Source organism: Azospirillum lipoferum 4B (assembly GCF_000283655.1).
Taxonomy (GTDB): Bacteria; Pseudomonadota; Alphaproteobacteria; order Azospirillales; family Azospirillaceae; genus Azospirillum; species Azospirillum lipoferum_C.
In genome coordinates, this window is the sequence record NC_016622.1 from 257161 (window position 1) to 277879 (window position 20719).

Consider the following 20719-nt stretch of genomic DNA (forward strand, 5'->3'; position numbering starts at 1 on the left):
CGTTCAATCATTGCGCTGTAACGATATTTCACATGAAACACGCCGTCGCCGGGATCGTAGCGGCTACCCCGTCGCGCGCTCCACCCGGTTGCGGCCGGCCTGCTTGGCGGTGTGGAGCGCTCCCTCGGCGCGGTGCAGGGTCTGTTCGACGCCGGGCTCGCCGGGCAGCCAGTGGGCGATCCCGATGCTGGCGGTGACGGATATGGCGCGGCCGTCCACGACGATCGGGCTGCCGGCCAGGGCGGCGCGCACCCGCTCCGCCACCACGGCGGCACCGGCGGCGTCGGTCTCCGGCAGCAGGACGACGAACTCCGCCCCGCCGGACCGGGCGACATGGTCGGAGATGCGCAGCGCCGCCCGCATCCGCTTCACCACCGCGCGCAGCACCGCGTCGCCGGCGGAGTCGCCATGGGCGTCGTTGACCGCCTTGAACCGGTCGAGGTCGAGCAGGAAGACCGTCAGCGGCCGGCCATAGCGCCGCGCCCGCGCCAGTTCCGCCGCCGCCAGTTCCAGGAAGCGGCGGCGGTTCCACACGCCGGTCAGCGGGTCCAGCACCGCCAGCCGGTTCAGGCGGACGGTCGCCTCCTCCAGCGCGCGGCTGCGTTCGGCAAGCTGCAGTTCCAGCGTCTCGATGGCGGCATAGGCGCGCAGCGCCGTCACCACGCTGGTGAACAGCCGGCGGGCGGTCAGCTCCGTCTTCGCGGTATAGCCGTCGATCTCATAGGCGAGGACGAGTTCCTCCTCCGGGACCTGGGCGGGCTGGCCGGTGCGCAGGACGATGCGGACGGCCCGGTTGCCCAAATCCTCCCGGATGGTGCGGACCAGCTGTAGCCCCGCATCCTCCGTCTCCATCACCACGTCGAGCAGGATGACCGCGATGCCGGGCGTGTCGCGCAGGATCCGCTCCGCCTCCGCGGCGCTGGTGCAGTCCAGCAGGCGAACGGGACGGTCGCGGAAGCGCAGGCGGGCCAGCGCCAGCCGGGTGACGGCATGCACCTCCGGCTCGTCATCGGCGACCAGCACCAGCCAGGGCGGGGACTGAGGGTCCGGGGCATCGGAGTCGGGTCGTCCCGGAAGCGGTGCTGCGGGGGAGTCGTCCGAGGCGAACAGGAAATCGTTGGACATGGCTGCCGGCTCGGAGCTCCGCGCGGTACACGTATGAATTGAAGCACGTCGGCGCGGGGGATGCAACGGCGCCGAGTGCCGCGTTCCGCCGCATGGGAGCGGGCTGCCGAAAGGGCGAAAATGGCGGAGGATCGGACTGGCCGGTGGCGTGTTTCGCCATTCGGTGCTTGCGCGGCCACCGCAAGCCACCTTAGGCATGGCAGTGCGTATGCCAACGATCGTCGGACGGGCGGACGCGGTGAAACGGGACAGGAGCGGACCGGGTTATGGAAGCAGGCATGGACGGGCGGGAGCATGCGGCGAAGCTGCGCGCGCTCGCGCTGGGGGCGCTGGGTGTCGTCTATGGCGACATCGGCACCAGCCCGCTCTACACGCTGCGCGAATGCCTGACCGAGGGCGGCGGCTTTCCGCTGGTGCCGGAGGTCATCCTGGGCGTGCTGTCGCTGATCTTCTGGGCGCTGATCATTACGGTGACGGTGAAGTACGTCGTCTTCGTCATGCGCGCCGACAACCAGGGGGAGGGCGGCATCCTGGCGCTGACCGCGCTGGCGCTGCGCGGCATGCGGCCGGGGCACCGGCGCACCGGCGTCGTCATGGCCATCGGCGTGATGGGCGCCTCGCTGTTCTACGGCGACAGCCTGATCACTCCCGCCATCTCGGTGCTGAGCGCGGTGGAGGGGCTGCATGTCGTCGCCCCCGCCCTGGACGACTACGTCATCCCCATCACCCTGACCATCCTGGTCGGGCTGTTCGTGCTGCAGCGATTCGGGACGGAGAAGGTCGGCCGGCTGTTCGGGCCGGTGATGCTGGTCTGGTTCATCACGCTGGCGGCGCTGGGGCTGTGGCAGATCGTCCGCAATCCCGTCGTGCTGGGGGCGGTATGGCCGGGGCATGCCGTGGAGATGCTGTTCAACCACGGCTGGCACGGCTTTCTGCTGCTGGGTGCCGTGGTTCTGGCGGTGACGGGGGCCGAGGCGCTCTATGCCGACATGGGCCATTTCGGCCGCAAGCCGATCCGCGGCGCCTGGTACACCATCGTGCTGCCGTCGCTTCTGCTGTGCTATTTCGGCCAGGGCGCCCTGTTGCTGCACGAACCGGACGCCATCGAGAATCCCTTCTTCCATCTGGCGCCGGACTGGGCGCAGGTGCCGCTGCTGCTGCTGGCGACCGCGGCGACCATCATCGCCGGTCAGGCGGTGATCTCCGGCGCCTATTCGGTGACGCTGCAGGCGATGCATCTGCGCTATCTGCCGCGGATGGAGGTGATGCACACCTCGGAGCATGAGAAGGGCCAGATCTACATGCCGCAGCTGAACTGGCTGCTGCTGGCCGGCGTTCTCCTGCTGGTGCTGACCTTCCAGACCTCCAGCAACCTCGCCGCCGCCTATGGCATCGCGGTGACCGGCACGATGGTGGCGACCACGCTGCTGGCCTACAAGGTCGCGCGCTCGCTCGGCCGCTGGAAGCTGTGGCAGGCGGTGCTGGCGCTGGCGGTGTTCCTGACCGTCGACATGGCGCTGTTCCTGGCCAACCTGGTCAAGGTGGAGGAGGGCGGCTGGTTCCCGCTGGTGGTCGGCGCGGCCGTCTTCCTGCTGATGGCGACCTGGCGGCGCGGGCGCGAGGTGGTGCGCAAGCGGCTGGCCGAGGATGCGCTGCCCTTCGACCTGCTGGTGGAGCGGCTGAAGGGCGGCTCGGTGCAGCGGGTTCCGGGCACCGCCGTGTTCCTGACCGGCAACCCGCGCGGCCTGCCGCCGGGGCTGCTGCACAGCCTGAAGCACTACAAGGTGCTGCACCAGCGGGTCGTGCTGCTGACCGTCGACATCGAGGACGTGCCCCATGTGCCGGACGAGCAGCGCTTCGAGTTGAAGGCCCTGTCCGCCGGATTCTTCCGCCTGATCGTCCATTTCGGCTTCAAGGACGAGCCGGACATCCCGCAGGCGCTGGAGACCAAGCGGATTCCAGGATTGCCGTTCGAGCCGATGGAAACCACCTATTTCGTCAGCCGCGAGACGCTGATCCGCAGCCACGGCAAGCTCGGCCTGCCGCGCTGGCAGGAACCGCTGTTCATCTTCCTGTCCAAGCTGTCGACCAGCGCGTCGGAATATTTCTGCATCCCGCCCAACCGGGTGGTCGAGCTGGGCATGCAGCTGGAGATTTAGGGCGGATTCAGCCCGGCAGAGTCTGCCGCGCCATGCCGCCGGGACGGCGGGCGGGGGCAGTTTCTGCCGCCCCCGCCCGAAGGCCGTTCACCTTACCGAACGCCCATCACCAGACGCCCATCACCAGACGATGGACACCGGCGGCTTGTAGGCGGACGCGGCGAACATCTGCCGCACCGCCAGCTCCAGCTTGATCTGTGCCTCCGACTTCTTGACGAAGGACAGGTCGATGTCGCCCAAGGGCTTCACCACGCAGCCGGAGCGGCTGAGACTGCGCAGCGCCGCCTGGGACGCCTGCTGTTTTGCCTCGGGAATGGCGGTGACGGTGGCCGATCCCTCCGGCGGCCGGACGACGTAGAGGTCGAATTTCGGCATGGGCACTCTCCGTTCTGACGAAACGTCGGGTGCCCCATCGCAAGCGCCGGGCCAACTTCTACGATGAGGTCAGCGCCGCACCATCGGCGCCAGATCCTTGCGGATGCCGGCGTCGAGCCGGGCGTTCAGGTCGTCCATCATCCGGCGGGTGATCTCCAGGAAGGTCGCCTCGCGGTCGGCCAGCGAGATGTTCTCCGCCACGGTGGTGGAATGGGTAACGGTGGAGCGGGTCACGCCGCGGAAGCCGCCATTGCCGGTGTCCGGCACCTCGCCGGCGATCTCCACCTCGATCCGGCCGTCATAGCGCTGGGCCTGATCGTTGCTGAAATAGCCGGTGATGCCCTTCTTGGTGGGCAGCGCCACCTCGACGATGCTGGCGTCGCGGATGGTGACGCGCACGCGTCCAGTCCCGCCGGCGGCTTGCAGCCGCTCCGCCGCCCAGCGCCGCACCGCCTCGGCCGGCGGCACCGCGGAGCGTCCCTCCACATGCTTGGCCCCCATCGGGCGGTAGGCGTCGACCACGTCGATGCTGCCGGCATTCAGCACGATCGGCCCGAAATTGGAGAAATCGACGGGCCGCGGCGCCGGCCGCGGCGGCGTGCTCTGGCAGGCGGCAAGCAGGAGGGTGGCCGTTCCGGCGGCAAGGACAAGGCGGCGCGACAGCATGGGGGCTCCGGGTGAGGGAGGGTGGTTGGACGATTGCGGCGGCACTATAGCCGGCAAGGCGGAGGGGTGCATCACGCCCATTCCGGTGAAGGCCTTCCGGACTGCTTCAGCCGTCCGGGAGGTCGCCGAGCATAACCGGCAGGTCGCGGGCACCGTGAAGGATGCGGACGATCAACGGCGGCCGGCGCTCGGCATTGTAGACGACGATATAGGGGAAGCCGGTCAGGCTGATGAAGCGGTAGGGCGGGGCGGCCAAGTCCGGGCGCTGCGTTCCGACCAGGGTATGGGTGCCGATGCGCTGTGCCGTCCGGGCGAGGGTATCGCGCAAGGCGCGGGCGGCGCCGGGATTGTCCTGGGCGATCCAGCGGATTGCCGACAGCAAATCGCGCCGCGCCGCCGGCGACAGCAGTGCTGTGGTCATCGGCTGCGGGAGTCGGTGTGGGATGCGATGCTGGAGTCGATGATCGCGTCGGCTTCGGCCAGGACATCGTCGATGGCCACGCTGCCGTCACGGTCGGCTTCGGCCTCGGCCTGGAGCAGCATGGCGTTGAAGGTCCGCCGCCGCTCCTCGGCCTCCTGCAGCAGACGCAGGCCGGAGCGGACCACTTCGCTCACATTGTTGTAACGCCCGCCTTCGACACAGTCGCGGGCGAACCGCTCCAACTCCGGGGTGAGATGCACGTTGGTCGCCATCGCCGCCGTCCCCATCAAGATCGTATGTCAAGCTTTGACATAGAGTATGGGTGAGGCCGGCGGGGAGCGCAAGCGGACGGCCGGCGCCCTTCGGCACCGGCCGCCAACACACTGCTTACGCGCCATACACGCGGTCGAGATCCGCGTCGGTGAAGTGGTAGTCGGTCGAGCAGAACTGGCAGGTCACCTCGACCCGGCCGTCGTCGATCTTCAATTCCTGCACCTCTTCGCGGGGCAGGCTGCGCAGCATGGTCTCCACCCGCTCGCGCGAGCAGCGGCAGCCGAAGCGCAGCGCATGGCCCTCATAGATCCGCACGCCGTCCTCGTGGAACAGGCGGTAGAGCAGGTCGGACGCGGCGAGATCGGTCGACAGCAGCTCGTCGCCGGTGACGCTGGCCATCAGCACCATGGCGCGGCGCCAATCGTCTTCCTTGTCGGACGCGACCAGACCCTGTTCCTGCGGCAGGCGCTGGATCATGATGCCGCCGGTGCGCCACTGGCCGGGCGTGCCGTCCGGCTTCACCTCGCGGTCGACCGAGACGGTCAGGCCGGTGTCGATCTGCTCGGACTGGCGGAAGTAATGCTGGACGCAGTCGGTCAGCGTCTTGCCGTACAGCTCGACGATGCCCTGGTAGCGGTCGGTGTCCTGACCCTGGTCCACCGTGAAGGCGATGTAGCCCTTGCCGAGCAGCGCCGCGGCCGGGGCGATCTCGACGTCCCGCTCGGCCTTGGCCAGCGCTTCCGGATCGAACTGGGCATAGGCGCGCACGTCGCCGACCGAGGTGACGTCGGCCACCATCAGGCGGATCGGCCCGTCGCCCTTGGTCTGCAGGGTGAAGATGCCCTCGTATTTCAGCATGCTGGCGAGCAGCACGGCCAGCGTCGCCGTCTCCGCCAGGAAGCGGGCGACGGTGGGCGGATAGTCGTGGCGGGTCAGGATCTCGTCGATTGCCGGCCCCAGCTTGATGGTGCGGCCGCGCAGGCGCGACGCCTCGATCTGGAACGGCAGGACGAAATCATCGGTGAGCGGGCGGACGGACGGATCGTCCATAGGGCGGATTCCTTAAGACAGAGACCGGCAATACAGGCGTAGGGCGCAAGATCGGGGCGGGCGGGGGCCGAATCAAGGCCGGCAGGGCACCCATGCATGGGGTGGCCTGTGGGCGTAGCGGTGCTTTGCCCCCTCCCCGACCCTCCCCCGCTTTGCGGGAGAGGGAGTGAGCGTCAGAGCGGCGGAGTTCCCTCTCCCGCGATCGGACCGGCCTTTGGCCGGCCGAGGGCGGGGGAGGGTTAGGGAGGGGGCATTGGCGAGCGAGCAAAAGCTCCCTCAGTCCAGCACGCCCATGCACCAGCCGAGGATGGCCTTCTGGGCGTGCAGGCGGTTTTCCGCCTCGTCCCAGACCACCGAATGGCGGCCGTCGATCACGCCGTCGGTCACTTCCTCGTTCCGGTGGGCCGGCAGGCAGTGCATGAACAGCGCATCCGGGTGGGCGTGCGCCATCAGCGCCTCGTTCACCTGATAGGGGGCGAGGATCGCCGCGCGCTCGTCCACGTCGGTGTTGTGCATGGAGGCCCAGGCGTCGGTGATGACGCACTCCACCCCGCGCACCGCCTCTTCCGGCGATTCGGTGACGACCAGACGGCCGGTGCCCTCGCGCTCCGCCCAGGCCAGCAGCTCCGGCGACGGGCCGTAGACGGTGGGGCAGGCCAGACGCATCTCGAAGCCGAAGCGGACGGCGGCATGCGCCCAGCTGACCGCGACGTTGTTGCAGTCGCCGATCCAGGCGACGGTCCGGCCGTTGATCGGACCGCGATGCTCCTCGAAGGTCATCAGGTCGGCCATGATCTGGCAGGGGTGGGTCTGGTCGGTCAGGCCGTTGATGATCGGGATGCTGGCATGGGTGGCCAGTTCATGCACCCGTTCCTCGCCGGTGGTGCGGACCATCACCGCGTCGACGAAGCGCGACAGCACGCGGGCGGTGTCGCCGATGGTCTCGCCGCGGCCAAGCTGCATGTCGTCGGGCTTCAGCACCACGACGTTGCCGCCGAACTGCTGCATGCCGACCTCGAACGACACGCGGGTGCGGGTCGAGGGCTTCTCGAAGATCAGGGCCAGCGAGCGGCCGGCCAGCAGGGTGGAATGGGCCAGCCGGTCCTTCTTCAGGTCGGCCTTGATGCGCACGGCATGGTCGAGCAGGCGGCGCAGCGTGGCGCCGTCCAGCCGGTCGATGTCGAGAAAATGCCGAACGCCAGTATTGGCGCTGTTGTTGTCGCCGCTCATCCCACGCACTCCTGCGCCGTCCGGTCGAGAATCCCGACGGCCTCATTCACTTCGGCTTCGCCGATGTTCAGGGGCGGCAGCAGCCGCACCACATTGTCGCCGGCCGGGACCGACAGCAGGCCGTTGGCGCGCAGCTTCGCCACCACATCGCCCACCGGCTGGCCAAGCTTCAGGCCCAGCATCAGGCCCTGGCCGCGCAGTTCCAGGAACAGCGACGGATGCTTGGCGATCAGCTCTTCCAGGCGGCCGCGCATATAGGCCGAGGTCTTCTGAACCTCGTCCAGGAAGCCCGGTGCCAGCATGACGTCCAGCACGGCGTTGCCGACGGCGGTCGCCAGCGGGTTGCCGCCATAGGTGGAGCCATGGGTGCCGGCGGTCATGCCCGACGCCGCACGCTCCGTCGCCAGACAGGCGCCGAGCGGGAAGCCGCCGCCGATGCCCTTGGCGACGCACATGACGTCCGGCGTGATGCCGGCCCATTCATGGGCGAACAGCTTGCCGGTACGGCCCATGCCGCACTGGATCTCGTCCAGGAACAGCAGCAGGCCATGCTCGTCGCACAGCGCGCGCAAGCCGCGCAGGAACTCCACCGAACCGGCGCGGATGCCGCCCTCGCCCTGGATCGGCTCGACGCAGATGCCGCCGGTGGCGGGCGTGATCGCGGCGCGCACGGCGTCAAGGTCGCCGAAGGGCACCTGGTCGAAGCCGTCCAGCAGCGGGTCGAAGCCGTGGATCAGCTTCTCCTGCTTGGCGGCCGAGATGGCGCCCAGCGTGCGGCCGTGGAAGGCCTGCTCGAAGGTGATGATGCGGTTCTTCTGCGGGTTGCCGGAATCATAATGGTACTTGCGGACGGTCTTGGCGCCGCATTCCCACGCTTCCGCGCCGGAATTCGTGAAGAAAACCGTGTCGGCGAAGGTCGCCTCGGTCAGGCGCTTGCCAAGGCTCTCCTGCCCGGCGACCCGGAACAGGTTGGAGGTGTGCCACAGCTTGTTCGCCTGCTCGGTCAGCTTTTCCACCAGATAGGGATGCGCGTGACCCAGGGCGTTCACCGCGACGCCGGCGGCGAAGTCGAGGAATCGTCGCCCGTCGGTCGCGTAGAGATACGGACCTTGACCACGCTCGAACACGATGTCGGCGCGGGCGTATGTGGGCATAACGACGGGGATCACGGCCTTGGTCTCCCAAAATGGAAAATCCGGCGGCCAAGGCTGGCCGCCGGGAACGGCAAATATCCGGAGATCGATGGGTTCTGTCAACGGACAGGTCGGAAAAGGCGCAAGGGTCGCGGAAACTTCACGCCTTCAGCTTGTAACCGGTCTTGAACATGCGCCAGGCAAGCCACCACAGCCCGGCATTCACCCCCAGCATCACGATCACGCCCAGCCAGCGCGACCCGTCCGACGTGCCGATGAAGCCATAGCGGAAGCCGTCGATCATGTAGAAGAACGGGTCGAAATGGGCGATCCACCAGAAGAAGGGCGGCAGGGTTTCGACCGAATAAAAGGTGCCGGACAGGAAGGACAGCGGCGTCACCACGAAATTGGTCACCGCCGCGATGTTGTCGAACTTTTCCGACCAGACGCCGCCGACCAGACCCAGCAGCGACAGCAGCATCGACGCCATCACCGCATGGAACAGCACGAAGCCCGGATGCGGCATCTGCATCGGGATCACCGCCCAGATGGCGAGGCCCGTCACCAGACCGACCACGATGCCGCGGGTGATGCCGCCGAAGACGAAGCCGCTGACCAGTTCCATCGGCGACAGCGGCGGCATCAGGATGTCGACGATGTTGCCCTGGACCTTGGCGATCACGATGGAGGAGGAGGTGTTGGCGAAGGCGTTCTGCACCATCGCCATCATGATCAGGCCGGGCGCCAGGAATTGCAGATAGGGCGTCTCGCCCACCATCCGCACGGCGGAACCGAGCGACAGGGCGAACACCGCATAAAAGAGCAGGGTCGTCACCACCGGCGCCCAGACGGTCTGCTGGTGCACCTTGACGAAGCGCCGTACCTCGCGTGCGTACAGCGTCCACAGGCCGATCCAGTTGACGGAACCGACATTGCGCGGCATGGGAGGAAGGGGAAGGGTCATCGCGTCACGATCTGCCTTTTGGGTAGCGGCGCCGGCAAGGCCACAGACTGCCGAGAAGGTCACGGACTGTACTGGCGGCCCGCCCATCCGGCAACCGCCGCCGCCGAAGGGACTGCCATGAACACCGACGACAAGCGCCCGTCTTCGCCGGCCCGCAAGCCGCCCAAGCGCGTCACGCCGCAGTATCTGGAGAACGCGGCGCTGCATTACCTGGAACGCTTCGCCAGCTCGACGGCCAACCTGCGCCGGGTGCTGATGCGCAAGGTCGACCTGTCGGCCAAGGCACACGGCACCGACCGCGAGGAGGGCGCCCGCTGGGTCGACGAGCTGCTCGCCCGCTATGTCCGCAGCGGCCTGCTGAACGACGAGACCTATGCCCGCATGCGGACCGAAAGCCTGCACCGCCGCGGCGCCTCCACCCGGCTGATCGCGCAGAAGCTGGCCGGCAAGGGCATCGGCCGCGACGAGGCCGACAAGGCGCTGGACAGCCTGCGCGAGGATGTCGGGCCGGATCTGGACCTGACGGCGGCGCTGGCGCTGGCGAAGCGGCGGCGGCTGGGTCCCTACCGGCGGCCGGAGCAGCGCGCGGCGCACCGAGAGAAGGACATGGCGGCGCTGGGACGGGCGGGCTTCGGGTATGAGATCGCCCGGCGGGTGGTGGATGCGGAGGATCCGGAGGAGCTGGTGGGGGAGTAAAAGTTAGACCCCCACCTATCCTCCCCCGCTCTCAGCGGACCTATGGTCCGCCTGCCGCGTCAGCACAAAGCGTAGCTTTGTGCGAGAGCTGGGCGGGGGAGGGACTACCGCCACTCTCCCGCACAAGCACTAGCTCCCTCTCCCGCCCAGCGGGGGAGGGTTGGGGTGGGGGTCTAACGCTGCACACCCTCAACCACCCAACCCCAGAAACGACGAAACGCGCGGCACCCTTTCGGATGTCGCGCGCCGCTCTCTTACCGGGAGTCGGAATCGTCCTGTACGCGTCCTAATTCTCGTTGGCGGAGCGGCAAGCGCCCCGCCTCAGCACACCAAACGCGCCCCAGAATCCGGGGAAGCGATCAGGCCGCGGCCTGCTGCTTCTCCTGCGCCTTGGAGATCCGGCGCTTGATGCGACGGGCATCCAGGCTCAGCACGGCGTCCTTCGCGTCGAGCAGGAAGGCGTCGAGGCCGCCCTTGTGCTCGATCGAGCGGATCGCGTTCACCGAGAGGCGCAGACGCACCAGCTGCCCCAGGCTGTCGCTGAGCAGCGACGTTTCCTGGAGGTTCGGCTGGAAGCGGCGGCGATTCTTGTTGTTGGCGTGGCTGACGTTGTTGCCAAACTGCGTGCCCTTGCCGGTCACGGAGCACCGACGTGCCATCGGACTGATCCTTTACTTTAGCAAATGAAACCCGGTAACGGACGGCCTGCCGCCCGAAGGAGGCCGCTATATAGTCGAACAAAAGCGCCGTCGTCAAGCCGGGATCCGCGATGAACCCATCAAAACCTGAGTCGTCGCGGGACTGTGGAGAGTCGAAGCGCGGCGGCCTCTTCGATCTGGCGAAGAGACGCGCCGCGCCCGGTGCTTACTCTAAATGCCTTGTCCTGACGGGTGTCAGTTCACGGCGGTGGAGGTCTTCGACGCCGGCTTGGCGGCGCGGCGCGGCGCCGGCTTGGCCGCGGCCTTCGTCTCGGCAACGACGGGGGAGGCAACGACGGGCGCGGCCGGGGCCGGAGCAGCCTTCTCGGCCTCCACCGTCTCGACCAGCGTCTCGACCGGAACCTCGACCGGCGCGGCGGCGGCGGTGGCGGCGACCGGGGCGGTTTCCGCGGCCTGCACCGGGGCGGGCGCCGGAGCTTCCACGACCGGGGCCGGAGCGGGCTCCTCGACCTTGGCCTCTACCTTCGCTTCAACCTTGGGAGCCTCGGCCTTCGGGGCCGGAGCTGCAACCGGGGCAGCCTCGGCGGCCGGCGCCGGCAGGGTGGTGATCTCGGCGGCGATCTTGGTGGAAACGTCCAGGAAGCCCTGAACGCTCTCGGTCACGCGGGCCTGGGTGGTGGACAGCCAATCACGCTGCAGCGCGGCCAGATCGGCCGGGGTGCGGGCCTTGCCCAGCCCGGCGGCCAGACGGCCGGCATCGTTGACCGAGGCGGTCACGCCGTCGAACCAGCGGCGGTAGCCGTCCTGGACCAGGGTGGCGACTCGCGCGGATTTGGCGGCAGTGGTGGCGGCAGCGGTCTGGGCGTTGGTCTTGAACAGGGTCAGGACGGCGGCGGGGGTCGGCTGAGCGGTCATGGCGTTGTCTCCCGTAGAAAAGGCACATTGGCGGAAACGGAAAGGCCGCTCCGGCGTAACCCCAGGAGACCGCGGGCACCCCGGCCCAAGCGACGGACGCAAATCGACACAGTCGAATCGGCGCATGTCGCCCCTTTCCCGCCCGACACAGAATAGCCCTACGGGTGGTGCGGCGCAACGGAATTGTTGCGGTGCAACATAAGCTGATCGGGTTATGCGCCGCCTGTTTGGTCGAGGAAGCGCCCCAGGAGAGTGTGGGCCGCCGCCGCCGGGATGGTCGTGCCGGCGGTCACCTCCGCTTCGAGTCGCGCCAGATCGGCCCGCACGGCGGGGTGGGCGCGGAAGCGGTCGATCAACGTCTCGCGGATCTCGCTCCACAGCCAGGCGCGCGCCTGTTCGGCCCGGCGGGTGGCGCGGGCGCCGTTGGCTTCGGTCAGGGCCTTGTGCTCGCCGATGGTGTCCCACACGGTGTCGATGCCGATTTTCTGTACGGCGGAGCAGCTGAGCACCGGCACCCGCCAGTCGCCATGGCGCAGCAGGGCCAGCGCGTGGCGGTAGTCGGCGACGGTGTGGCGTGCGGTGGCGGCGAGGTCGCCGTCGGCCTTGTTGACGACGACGAGGTCGGCCAGCTCGACAATGCCCTTCTTGATGCCCTGCAGCTCGTCGCCGCCGGCCGGCAGCAGCAGCAGCATGAACAGGTCGACCATGTCGGCGACCGCGGTCTCCGACTGGCCGACGCCGACCGTCTCCACCACGATCACGTCGAAGCCGGCGGCCTCGCAGATCAGCATCGCTTCGCGCGTGCGGCGGGCCACGCCGCCCAGCGTCGTCCCGGCGGGGGAGGGGCGGATGAAGGCATTGGCCTCGCGCGACAGGTCGACCATGCGGGTCTTGTCGCCCAGGATCGAGCCGCCGGTGCGCTGCGACGACGGATCGACCGCCAGCACCGCGACCTTGTGCCCCAGTCCGATGACATGCAGCCCGAACGCCTCGATGAAGGTCGATTTCCCCACTCCCGGCACGCCGGAGATGCCGAGTCGCACCGAGTTGCCGGTATAGGGAAGCAGCGCCGCCAGCAGCGCGTCGGCGGTGGCGCGATGGTCGGCGCGCGTCGATTCGATCAGCGTGATCGCCCGCGCCAGCGCCCGCCGGTCGCCCGACCGGACAGCTTCGGCGAGGCGGGCGGCGTCTTGCGGGAGGGAGTCGGTCATGGCGTCGGTGTCGGCTGCTGCGAGGGGAGGGCTACCCTACCCGAGGGAGCGGTTCGGGATAAAGCCTCAGCCTCACCTCAAGCCCTCACGTCCGCACCGCCGGCGACTCCACCGCCTCCAGGTTCAGCGCGGCGGCGAGCAGGGCGCGGGTGTATTCCTCGCGCGGCTCCTCGAAGATGCGCTGGGTCGGGCCCTGTTCGACCACCTTGCCGTCCTTCATCACCATGACGTGGCTGGACAGCGCCCGCACCACCCGCAAATCGTGGCTGATGAACAGGTAGGCGAGGTTGTGGCGGGCCTGGATGTCGCGCAGCAGGTCGACGATCTGCGCCTGCACCGACATGTCCAACGCCGAGGTCGGCTCGTCCAGCACGACGAATTTCGGCTTCAGCACCAGGGCGCGGGCGATGGCGATGCGCTGGCGCTGGCCGCCGGAGAACTCGTGCGGGTAGCGGTTGCGCGCCTCGGGCGGCAGACCGACCTCCTCCAGGGCGCGGGCGACCATCGCATCGCGCTCAGCCCGGTCGCCGATGCCGTGGATGCCCAGCCCCTCGCCGATGATCTGGCCGACCGACAGGCGGGGCGACAGGCTGCCATAGGGGTCCTGGAAGACGATCTGCATCTCGCGACGCAGGCCGCGCAGGCGCTTCGGCTGCCAGCCCTGGATGTCGGTGCCGTCGAAGCGGATGGCGCCCTCGCTGGCATGCAGCCTCAGCAGGGCGAGGCCCAGCGTCGTCTTGCCCGATCCCGATTCGCCGACGACGCCCACCGTGTGGCCGCGGCGAACCGCCACGTCGACGCCGTCCACCGCCTTGACATGGCCGACGGTGCGGCGCAGCAGGCCCTTCTTGATCGGGAAATGCACCTTCAGCTTGTCGGCGGCCATCACCTCCGCCGCATCCTCCGGCGGAGACAGCGGGTTACCGCGCGGCTCGGCCGACAGCAGTTTCTGCGTGTAGGGGTGGCGCGGCCGGATGAACAGGTCGTCGACCTTGGCCTGCTCGACGATCTCGCCCTGGTTCATCACGCAGACCCGGTCCGCCATCTTGCGCACCACGCCCAGATCGTGGGTGATCAGCAGCAGCGCCATGCCGAATCGGCTCTGCAGATCCTTCAGCAGCGCCAGGATCTGCGCCTGGATGGTGACGTCGAGCGCCGTGGTCGGTTCGTCGGCGATCAGCAGGTCGGGCTCGTTGGCCAGCGCCATGGCGATCATCACGCGCTGGCGCTGGCCGCCCGACAGCTCATGCGGGTAGGCGGTCAGCCGCTTTTCCGGGTCGGGCAGGCCAACGAGGCGCAGCAGCTCCAGCGTGCGGGCGCGGGCGGCGGCGGTCGACAGGCGCTTGTGCAGGAACAGGGTCTCGTTGATCTGCCGCTCGATGCTGTGGAGCGGGTTCAGCGAGGTCATCGGCTCCTGGAAGATCATGGCGATGCGGTTGCCGCGCACCTGCCGCAGGGTCTTCTCGTCGGCGCCCAGCAGTTCGGTGTCGCGGAAGCGGATCGAGCCGGCGGGGTGGTGCGCCATCGGATAGGGCAGCAGCTGCAGGATCGACAGGGCGGTGACCGACTTGCCGGAGCCCGATTCGCCGACGAGCGCCACCGTCTCGCCCTTCTGGATGTCGAAGGACACGCCCTTGACGGCCTGCGTCGCACCGGCGCCCGAGCGGAAATCGACACGCAGGCCCCGCACGGACAGCAGGTCGGGGTTGGGGGGCATGATGGTCATGTCGGGCTCTTCACGGTCGTCATCATCACTCCGCCGCCTCCTTGCGCGCAGCCGCTGCGGCGGCCTCGTCGCTCGGGGTGGCGGTGGACATCTGGGCGATGGTCTTGCGCGGGTCGAAGGCGTCGCGCACCGCCTCGCCGATGAAGATCAGCAGGCTCAGCATGATCGCCAGCACGAAGAAGGCGGTCAGGCCCAGCCAGGGCGCCTGCAGGTTGGCCTTGCCTTGAGCCAGCAGCTCGCCCAGCGACGGCGAGCCGGGCGGCAGGCCGAAGCCCAGGAAGTCCAGCGCGGTCAGCGTGGTGATCGAGCCGTTGAGGATGAAGGGCATGAAGGTCAGCGTCGCCACCATGGCGTTGGGCAGCACATGGCGCACCATGATGGTGACGTCGCCGGCGCCCAGCGCGCGGGCGGCGCGCACGTAATCGAGGTTGCGCGCCCGCAGGAACTCCGCCCGCACCACATGGACCAGCGCGGTCCACGAGAACAGCAGAAGCAGCCCCAGCAGCCACCAGAAGGTCGGCGTCACCACGCTGGCCAGGATGATCAGCAGGAACAGGGTGGGCAGCCCCTGCCAGATCTCGATGAAGCGCTGGAACAGCAGGTCGGTCAGCCCGCCGAAATAGCCCTGCACGGCACCGGCCGCCACGCCGACGACCGAGGAGAAGGCGGTCAGCACCAGGCCGAACAGCACCGAGATGCGGAAGCCGTAGATCAGCCGCGCCACCACGTCGCGCCCCTGGTCGTCGGTGCCCAGCCAGTTGTCGGCGGACGGCGGGGCGGGGGCGGGGACCGGCAGATTGTAGTTGATGGTTCGGTAGCTGTAGGGGATCGGCGGCCAGACCATCCAGCCCTTGGCCTGGATCAGGTCGCGGACATACGGGTCGCGGTAATCGGTCTCCGTCTCGAACTCGCCGCCGAAGGTGGTCTCGGGATAGGCCTGGAAGACCGGCCAGTAATACCGGTTCTCGTATTCGACCAGCAGCGGTTTGTCGTTGGCGATGAACTCCGCCCCCAGCGAGAGGACGAACAGCACCAGGAAGATCCAGAAGGACCAGAAACCGCGGCGGTTCGCCTTGAAATTGGCCAGCCGGCGCCGGGTCAGCGGAGTCATCACACCCTCCGCGATTCGAAATCGATGCGGGGATCGACCATCACATAGGTGATGTCGCCGACCAGATTCATGATCAGCCCCAGCAGCGTGAAGAAATAGAGCGTGCCGAACATCACGGGATAGTCGCGGTTGATCGCCGCCTCGAAGCCCAGCAGCCCCAGCCCGTCCAGCGAGAAGATCACCTCGATCAGCAGAGCGCCGGTGAACAGGATGCCGATGAAGGCGCCGGGGAAGCCGGCGATGACGATCAGCATGGCGTTGCGGAAGACATGGCCGTACAGCACGCGGTTCGACGACAGGCCCTTGGCCCGCGCGGTGGTGACGTACTGCTTGCCGATCTCCTCCATGAAGGAGTTCTTGGTCAGCATGGTCAGGCCGGCGAAGCCGCCGATCACCATGGAGATCACCGGCAGCGCCATGTGCCAGAAGTAATCGAGCACCTGTTTGTACCAGGGCAGGCTGCCCCAATTGTCCGAGACCAGCCCGCGCAAGGGGAACCAGTCGAGATAGCGCCCGCCGGCGAAGACCACGATCAGCAGCACCGCGAACAGGAAGCTGGGGATGGCATAGCCGACGATGACCACGCCGGAGGTCCAGACATCGAAGGGCTGGCCGTCGCGCACCGCCTTGGCGATGCCGAGCGGGATGGAGACCAGATAGACGATCAGCGTCGTCCAGATGCCGAGCGAGATCGACACCGGCATCTTTTCCAGCACCAGATCGACCACCCGGCGGTCCCGGAAGTAGCTGGTTCCGAAATCGAACACGATGTAGTTCGACATCATGTGGATGAAGCGTTCGTGGATCGGCTTGTCGAAGCCGAATTCCTTCTCCAGCTGCTTGATGAAGGCGGGATCCAGCCCCTGGGCGCCGCGGTACTTGCTGGCGCCGTCGCCGCCAGCCTGGGTCTGGCGCTGGGCGGTGTTGGCGTCGCCGCCGGCACTGCCGCCGATGCGCGACGTCGCCTCCACCGCGGTGCCCTGGACGCGGGCGATCATCTGCTCGATCGGGCCGCCGGGGGCGATCTGAACGATCAGGAAATTGATCACCATGATCCCGAACAGGGTGGGGATGATCAGCAACAGGCGGCGGATGATGTAGGCCAGCATCGCGGGTGTCCCGACCCTCCCCAATCCTCAAGGAAATGCAGTGTAGCCCGGTTTTATGTCCCGGCTATGTCGTCCTGGCTATATCTCAGGGGCCCGTCCGGCGCGCGCTGTCGGCAAGCTTGGCGTTCTTGTCCGCATCGACCCACCAGCTGTCCGAGAAGCCAAGGCCGTACTTCGGGGCAACCGCGGGATGGGAGAAACGGTTCCAATAGGCGACGCGATAGACGGTGTCGTGCCAGTGCGGGATGACATACCAGTTCCACAGCAGCACGCGGTCCAGCGCGCGGGTGGCGGTGATCAGCGCCTCGCGGTCGGGGGCGGCGATCAGCGTCTCCACCAGCTTGTCGATCGCCGGGTTCTTGATGCCGATGGCGTTGCGGCTGCCCGGCTGGTCGGCGCGCGAAGATTCCCAGTAGTCGCGCTGTTCGTTGCCGGGCGACAACGACTGCGGGAACCGCTCGATGATCATATCGTAGTCGAAATTATCGGTGCGGTTCTGGTACTGCGCGCTGTCGACCACGCGGATCTGCGCCTCGATCCCTGCGCGCTCCAGGTTGCGGACGAAGGGCTGGACGATCCGTTCCATGTCGGCCTGGACCAGCAGGATCTCGAAGCGGAATGGCTGGCCCTGCGCGTTGACCAGCTTGCCGTTCTTCAACTCCCAGCCGGCCTCCTTCAGCAGGCCCAGCGCCGTGCGCAGGTTGCCGCGGATGTTGCCGCTGGCGTCGCTCTTCGGCGGCTCATAGGGCTTGGTGAACACCTCGTCCGGGATCTGGCCGCGGAACGGCTCCAGCAGCTTCAGTTCGGCGGGGGAGGGCAGGCCGGTGGAAGCCAGTTCGGTGTTGGCGAAATAGCTCTTGGTGCGCTGGTAGAGGCCGTAGGACAGGTTGGCGCGCGTCCATTCATAGTCGAACAGGTAATTCAGCGCCTCGCGCACGCGGCGGTCCTCGAAGATCGGGCGGCGGATGTTGAAGACGAAGGCCTGCATGCCCTGCGGGTCTTCGTGCTTGATCTCCTCCTTGACGATCTGGCCGTTCTGCACCGCCGGGACATTGTAGCCGGTGACCCAGTTCTTCGACGAATTCTCCAGCCGGAAATCATAGGCACCGGCCTTGAACGCCTCGAACGCCACGTCGAGGTCGCGGTAATAGTCGTAGCGGATGCGGTCGAAATTGTAGCGGCCGCGGTTGATCGGCAGGTCCTTTGCCCACCAGTCCTGCACCCGCTCATAGGTGATGGAGCGGCCGGGCTGCACGTCCGCCACCTTGTAGGGACCGCTGCCGAGCAGAGGCTCCAGCGTCGTGGTGGCGAAATCCCGGTTGGCGAAGAAATGTTTCGGCAGCACCGGCAGCTGGCCCATGATGACCGGAAGCTCAGGGTTGTTGCCATTCCGGAACGAGAATCTGACCGTTCGCTCGCCGGTCTTCTCCGCCTTGACCACGTCGGCGTAATAGGTGCGGTAGAGCGGGTGGCCCTTTTCCTTCAGCGTGTCGAAGCTCCAGAGCACGTCGTCCGCGGTGACCGGCTTGCCGTCGTGGAAGCGCGCCTCCGGCCGCAGGGTGAAGGCGACCCAGCTGCGGTCGTCGGCGACCTGGATGGTTTCGGCCAGCAGGCCGTATTCGGTGATCGCCTCGTCGCCGTTGCTGGTGGTCAGCGTCTCGAACGGCAGCCCGGAGCCGGCGGCGGCCTGTCCGCGCAGGATGAAGGGGTTGAGGTTGTCGAAGCCGCCGAAGGCCATCAGCTTGACCTCGCCGCCCTTGGGGGCGTCGGGGTTGACATAGTCGAGATGCCGGAAGTCCGGCCCGTATTTCGGCTTGCCGTGCAGGGACAGGGCATGGCTGCCCTGGGGCTGGCCCTGGCTCTGGGCCGCAAGCGGGGACGCAAGCAGAAGCCCCGCCGCCATCGCTGCCGCCATACCGGTGCCCAGCAACCGCATCCGACCCGTCATGCCCGATCCCCTCCCTCGCTTGTTTTGTCGAAAACCGTTCAGCCCGATGGAGTTAGCCCCGCAATGGGGCGTCATCAAGGCTGCGCCGCCTTCCCTGCCGCATCGACCCACCAGGTCGCCGGGAAATTGGTGCTGCGATAGTCCTGGTCGTATTTCGGCCAGACCGTCGGATGCGCCAGCCAAGCCTTGTGGGCGATCCAGCTTTCGGCGTTGTACCATTGCGGCACCATGTAGAAGCCCCACAGCAGAACGCGGTCGAGCGCGCGGGTGGCGGCCTGGACGGTCTCCAGGTCCTTCGCCGCCAGTGCCTTTTCGATCAGCGCGTCGGCCACCGGGTCATGGATGCCGGAATAGTTGGCCGATCCCTTGATGCCGGCGGCGGCGGAGCCGAAATAGCCGCGCAACTCGGTGCCCGGCGGGGTGAAGAAGCTGAGATTGACGACGATGGCGTCGAAATCGAACTCGTCCAGCCGCGCCTGATACTGGGCGGTGTCGACGATGCGCATGGTGGCGTCGATGCCGACGCGGCGCAGGGTCTCGATATAGGGCTGGGTGACGCGGGTCAGCGCGCCGGTGCCGTCGAGGAACTCGATCGTCATCGCTTCGCCGGTCTTCACATTGGTCAGCTTGCCGTTGCGGGTCTCCCAGCCGGCCTCCTTGAACAGGCGCGTCGCCTCGCGCACCTGGGCGCGGTTGTTGCCGCTGCCGTCGGTGGTGGGCAGGGTGAAGGGCTGGGTCAGCAGCCGCTCCGACAGTTGCGGCTTGAACGGCTCCAGCAGCGCCAGCTCCGCCGGGCCGGGCGGACCCTTCGCCCCGAAGTCGGAGTTGGGGAAGTTGCTGAGCGTGCGGCTGTACTGGCCATACAGGATGTTCTTGCGGATCCAGTCGAAGTCGAACAGCAGGGCCAAGGCCTCGCGCACCCGCGGGTCGGCGAACTTGTCGCGGCGGGTGTTCAGGCGGTAGCCCTGGGCGCCCAGCGGCAGTTCGCTCGGCACCGCCAGCTTCTGGACGCGGCCGTCGCGCGCGGCGGGGAAATCATAGCCGGTGGTCCAGCGCTGCGCCCTGTATTCGCCGCGGAAATCATAGGCGCCGGCCTTGAACGCCTCGAACATCACGTCGTCGTCGCGGTAGAAGTCGTCCTTCACCGTGTCGAAATTGTAGAAGCCGCGGGCGGTCGGCAGATCCTTGGCCCACCAGTCGGCCACCCGCTCGTAAGTGATGGAGCGGCCGGGATCGACGGTCTTGATCCGGTAGGGCCCGCTGCCCAGCACCGGCTCCAGTGTCGTCTTGGAGATGTCGTGACCGTTCGAGGTCCACCAATGCTTGGGCTGCGGCGCGAAGGTGGTGGCGAAGTCGATGATCGGCTTGATCTCCCCGGTGCCGGTCAGGGTGATCTTGAAGCGGCGGTCGTCCAGAGCCTCCACCTTGGCGGTGTGGTCGAGGAAGGATTTGAGGAAGGGCGCGCCATGGGCCTGGATCGCATCCCAGGTGAACACCACGTCGGCGCTGGTGATCGGCGTGCCGTCATGCCAGCGGGCGCCCTGGCGCAGCGTGAAGACCGCCCAGCCGTAATCGTCGGGCACCTCCACGCTTTCCGCCATATGGGCATAGGCGGCGTCCAGTTCCCAGCCGGAACCGACCATCAGCGTGTCGGAGATCAGCCCCAGCGTGCGAGGCCGCACCCCGCGCAGGATCAGCGTGTTCAGGCTGTCGTAGGTTCCCGGCTGCGATTCGGCCAGCCCGACCGACCCGCCCTTGGGCGCGTCCGGGTTGACGTGGGGGAAATGGGTGAAGCCCGGCTTGAACTGCGGCTCCCCGAACTGCTTCAGCGCGGTGACGGTCCTGGTCGCAGCCTCGGCCGGTGTAAAGGCGGCCGACGTGAGGGCGGCCGGCACGGAGAGGGTCAGGATCGTGGCGGCAACGGCGAGAAAGCGGCGCATCGGCAATC

19 protein-coding genes are annotated in these 20719 nt (G+C 67.7%); 2 read left to right on the top strand and 17 right to left on the bottom strand.

Going from position 1 to position 20719, the window contains the following annotated elements:
* Window positions 1–63 precede the first annotated feature (63 nt).
* Window positions 64–1125, bottom strand: coding sequence for a GGDEF domain-containing response regulator (locus AZOLI_RS01120; RefSeq protein ID WP_014246736.1), 1062 nt, complete (start codon window positions 1123–1125; stop codon window positions 64–66).
* 266 nt (window positions 1126–1391) lie between these two features.
* Between AZOLI_RS01120 and AZOLI_RS01125 the strand changes: the two genes are divergently transcribed.
* Window positions 1392–3284 carry a potassium transporter Kup gene (locus tag AZOLI_RS01125; protein WP_044549416.1) on the top strand — a complete coding sequence of 631 codons (1893 nt, stop codon included), beginning with the start codon at window positions 1392–1394 and terminating at the stop codon, window positions 3282–3284.
* Window positions 3285–3404: 120 nt separating this feature from the next.
* On the opposite strand, the gene AZOLI_RS01130 is transcribed toward AZOLI_RS01125, so the two are convergent.
* The 8 genes from AZOLI_RS01130 to AZOLI_RS01165 form a co-directional block, all read right to left on the bottom strand.
* Window positions 3405–3659: a hypothetical protein gene (locus AZOLI_RS01130; protein WP_014246738.1), complete on the bottom strand. Its 255-nt coding sequence runs from the start codon at window positions 3657–3659 to the stop codon at window positions 3405–3407.
* A gap of 69 nt (window positions 3660–3728) precedes the next feature.
* Window positions 3729–4325, bottom strand: a complete 597-nt coding sequence (locus AZOLI_RS01135) for a hypothetical protein (protein ID WP_014246739.1) — start codon at window positions 4323–4325, stop codon at window positions 3729–3731.
* 106 nt (window positions 4326–4431) lie between these two features.
* A complete protein-coding gene (locus AZOLI_RS01140; RefSeq protein ID WP_014246740.1) occupies window positions 4432–4746 on the bottom strand; it encodes a type II toxin-antitoxin system RelE/ParE family toxin in 315 nt (104 codons plus the stop codon).
* Window positions 4743–5018, bottom strand: a complete 276-nt coding sequence (locus AZOLI_RS01145; RefSeq protein ID WP_014246741.1) for a type II toxin-antitoxin system ParD family antitoxin — start codon at window positions 5016–5018, stop codon at window positions 4743–4745. Before AZOLI_RS01145 ends, AZOLI_RS01140 begins: the two co-directional genes overlap by 4 nt.
* A 115-nt stretch (window positions 5019–5133) precedes the next feature.
* Entirely contained in the window at window positions 5134–6069 is a 936-nt protein-coding gene (locus AZOLI_RS01150; RefSeq protein WP_014246742.1) for an Hsp33 family molecular chaperone, read from the bottom strand.
* 276 nt (window positions 6070–6345) lie between these two features.
* The gene (gene argF, locus AZOLI_RS01155) at window positions 6346–7299 is read right to left on the bottom strand and encodes an ornithine carbamoyltransferase (protein WP_014246743.1); all 954 of its coding nucleotides are present in this window, start codon (window positions 7297–7299) and stop codon (window positions 6346–6348) included.
* Window positions 7296–8468, bottom strand: a complete 1173-nt coding sequence (locus AZOLI_RS01160; protein WP_081505894.1) for an aspartate aminotransferase family protein — start codon at window positions 8466–8468, stop codon at window positions 7296–7298. Before AZOLI_RS01160 ends, argF begins: the two co-directional genes overlap by 4 nt.
* Before the next feature lie 124 nt (window positions 8469–8592).
* Complete coding sequence (locus AZOLI_RS01165) at window positions 8593–9396, bottom strand: ABC transporter permease (protein ID WP_014246745.1); 804 nt, start codon at window positions 9394–9396, stop codon at window positions 8593–8595.
* A 117-nt stretch (window positions 9397–9513) separates the two neighbouring features.
* Here AZOLI_RS01165 and AZOLI_RS01170 point away from each other — a divergent pair, with 117 nt between their 5' ends.
* Window positions 9514–10092, top strand: coding sequence for a regulatory protein RecX (locus AZOLI_RS01170; protein WP_014246746.1), 579 nt, complete (start codon window positions 9514–9516; stop codon window positions 10090–10092).
* A gap of 359 nt (window positions 10093–10451) precedes the next feature.
* Here the strand turns inward: AZOLI_RS01170 and rpmB are convergent, their stop codons facing one another.
* From rpmB to AZOLI_RS01210, 8 genes are all read right to left on the bottom strand, one after another.
* Complete coding sequence (gene rpmB / locus AZOLI_RS01175; protein ID WP_012973047.1) at window positions 10452–10751, bottom strand: 50S ribosomal protein L28; 300 nt, start codon at window positions 10749–10751, stop codon at window positions 10452–10454.
* Window positions 10752–10985: 234 nt separating this feature from the next.
* On the bottom strand, window positions 10986–11666 hold the full coding sequence (locus AZOLI_RS01180; RefSeq protein WP_014246748.1) for a hypothetical protein: 681 nt from the start codon (window positions 11664–11666) through the stop codon (window positions 10986–10988).
* 212 nt (window positions 11667–11878) lie between these two features.
* Complete coding sequence (meaB, locus tag AZOLI_RS01185) at window positions 11879–12877, bottom strand: methylmalonyl Co-A mutase-associated GTPase MeaB (protein ID WP_014246749.1); 999 nt, start codon at window positions 12875–12877, stop codon at window positions 11879–11881.
* An 85-nt stretch (window positions 12878–12962) separates the two neighbouring features.
* Complete coding sequence (locus AZOLI_RS01190) at window positions 12963–14603, bottom strand: ABC transporter ATP-binding protein (RefSeq protein ID WP_014246750.1); 1641 nt, start codon at window positions 14601–14603, stop codon at window positions 12963–12965.
* Window positions 14604–14628: 25 nt separating this feature from the next.
* Window positions 14629–15714 (bottom strand): ABC transporter permease, encoded by a 1086-nt coding sequence (locus AZOLI_RS01195; protein WP_014246751.1) that lies wholly within the window; start codon window positions 15712–15714, stop codon window positions 14629–14631.
* The gene (locus tag AZOLI_RS01200; protein WP_014246752.1) at window positions 15714–16823 is read right to left on the bottom strand and encodes a microcin C ABC transporter permease YejB; all 1110 of its coding nucleotides are present in this window, start codon (window positions 16821–16823) and stop codon (window positions 15714–15716) included. The genes AZOLI_RS01195 and AZOLI_RS01200 overlap by 1 nt, the downstream gene beginning before the upstream one ends.
* Window positions 16824–16908: 85 nt before the next feature.
* Window positions 16909–18771, bottom strand: coding sequence for an extracellular solute-binding protein (locus AZOLI_RS01205; protein WP_014246753.1), 1863 nt, complete (start codon window positions 18769–18771; stop codon window positions 16909–16911).
* A 74-nt stretch (window positions 18772–18845) separates the two neighbouring features.
* Window positions 18846–20711 carry an extracellular solute-binding protein gene (locus AZOLI_RS01210; RefSeq protein ID WP_014246754.1) on the bottom strand — a complete coding sequence of 622 codons (1866 nt, stop codon included), beginning with the start codon at window positions 20709–20711 and terminating at the stop codon, window positions 18846–18848.
* Window positions 20712–20719: the final 8 nt, after the last annotated feature.